The 1,669-nt window shown below is 64.1% G+C and carries 1 protein-coding gene and 2 pseudogenes; all 3 read left to right on the top strand.

The features are described 5' to 3' along the window. A pseudogene (locus GWQ22_RS21320) lies at positions 1 to 684 on the top strand (phage tail protein); the annotation flags it as partial. A 15-nt stretch (positions 685 to 699) separates the two neighbouring features. Further along, positions 700 to 1,125 (top strand): tail fiber assembly protein, encoded by a 426-nt coding sequence (locus GWQ22_RS21315; protein WP_275931605.1) that lies wholly within the window; start codon positions 700 to 702, stop codon positions 1,123 to 1,125. Beyond that, a pseudogene (locus GWQ22_RS21310) lies at positions 1,122 to 1,669 on the top strand (hypothetical protein); the annotation flags it as partial. The gene GWQ22_RS21315 and the pseudogene GWQ22_RS21310, both read left to right, overlap by 4 nt.

Genomic DNA, 1,669 nt, shown 5'->3' with positions numbered 1-1,669 from the left:
CTGCATGCTAGTACAATCAGAACCACCATCGCTAATGAGGCCAGCATTGCCGGAGCCATTGCATTTCGCGTCAATGCTGGCGGCGATAACTATCTACGCTATTGCAGCAATATAGGTGCAGTGCGGGACTGGTTGAATGCGGCCCTAACACCGTGGAATGTTAAGAACAGGTTGTATATCGAAGACCCCGCATACCCTATGACGGAATATCACATTCCGGGTAAACATGCGGTGATCACCTACCTGACCGTTCTCGGCGACTACCTCATCGGTACGTCAAACGGTGCGGGATCGTCATCTGCCACCAGACTCAAAGTTGACCCCAGCGGAAATTTGTTTGCTACAGGCGGCGTATATGACGCGGGGCACAGGGTATACAGCCCCCACAACCCGCCACATAACTCCCATAACCACACCGCAGCGCAAGGCAACCAGGACATTGTCGCCAGCGGCTGGGGGCAGGTAGGCACCTACATGTTTGCCGCCGTTATCCCGGGCCATGCCACCTCCATGAACCCGTCCGCAACAATCGCCGGCTCATCGCTGCGACCCGCCAACTGTTCGGAGTGGGGACAGAATCGAGGATTGGCACTACCAGGCACATGGAAGTGCTTGGGCTTCGTCACGCACAACGATGACGACCGCTGGGACGACCGTACCACCCTGTTTATTCGTATCGCCTAAACCTCGGAGACCGTAATGGAACGTATTGAAGTACTGAGCGCTGCGCGTCCCCGCCATGACGAATCAGATCCCGACAGCATCACCCTGGATGTGCTGTTTGCCCACCTGCCCGAGCCGGTGCAGTTCGCCGCCCGCAAGGATGACTCGGAAGAACATGGCCGCGAGCTCTATAGCCGGGCCGTGTTTGGCGAGTTTGGCGACATCGAGGTGATTACCCCTGCGCCGCCGACCGAGGCGCAGCAACAGGCCATCCTGGCGGACAAGCTGAAACAGGCGGCCAGCGCCATGGCGCCGCTGGAGGATGCCCACACCCTTGGCATCATCAGCGAGGCAGAGCGCGAGCGGCTCACGCGCTGGCAGCGCTACCGTGTCACCCTCTACCGCCTGCCACAAAGTGACGGCTGGCCAAGCGAGGTCAGCTGGCCAGAGGCGCCGCAATGAGTTGGACGCAAGGGCCGCTGCGCTGGCCTGCCAGTGCTGCCAGCCTGCACACCCGCGCCCGGGGTGTGCTCGGCCAACTGCCCGCCGCCCAATCCAGTGCCATGGACCGCCTGCAAGGGCTTGCGGACCGTGCCCAGTACCGCCGCCACCCGCTAAGCGGGGCGGCCACCGCCCTGGCGGGCCTGCGCAGCGAGCTCGACCGGCTGCTGGTGACCGGCCGCTGCCTGACCGTCACCCCCTACCAGCACGGGGTGGGCCAGCAGCAGGGCAACCAGTACCACCTGTCCGCCCCCAAGGCGGTGGCCACCCTGGTCGCCAAGCTGCAAGATGGCGCCGACCCGCGTTTGCCCGCCGGCCAGCTGCATGCCCTCGCCTGGCTGGTCACCGGTCACAGCGCCGATGACCTGGCCCAGCAGCTGGCGGTGCTCTGCGCCCTGCTGCCGCTGCCGGAGTGGTGCGCCACCCTGCGCCGCCTCACCGCCCACAACGACACCATGAACCAGCCCACGGCGGCCAAGGTGCCACGCTGGCGCGCCGATGAGCC

Origin of the sequence: Aeromonas sp. 1HA1, from assembly GCF_029237385.1 — a bacterium.
Taxonomy (GTDB): Bacteria; Pseudomonadota; Gammaproteobacteria; order Enterobacterales; family Aeromonadaceae; genus Aeromonas; species Aeromonas popoffii.
This window is presented reverse-complemented; position numbering and strand designations above follow the sequence as displayed.

Bases quoted from the DNA above. Each gene is read 5' to 3' on its own strand.
- GWQ22_RS21315 (WP_275931605.1), top strand. From the start codon at position 700: ATGGAACGTATTGAAGTACTGAGCGCTGCGCGTCCCCGCCATGACGAA.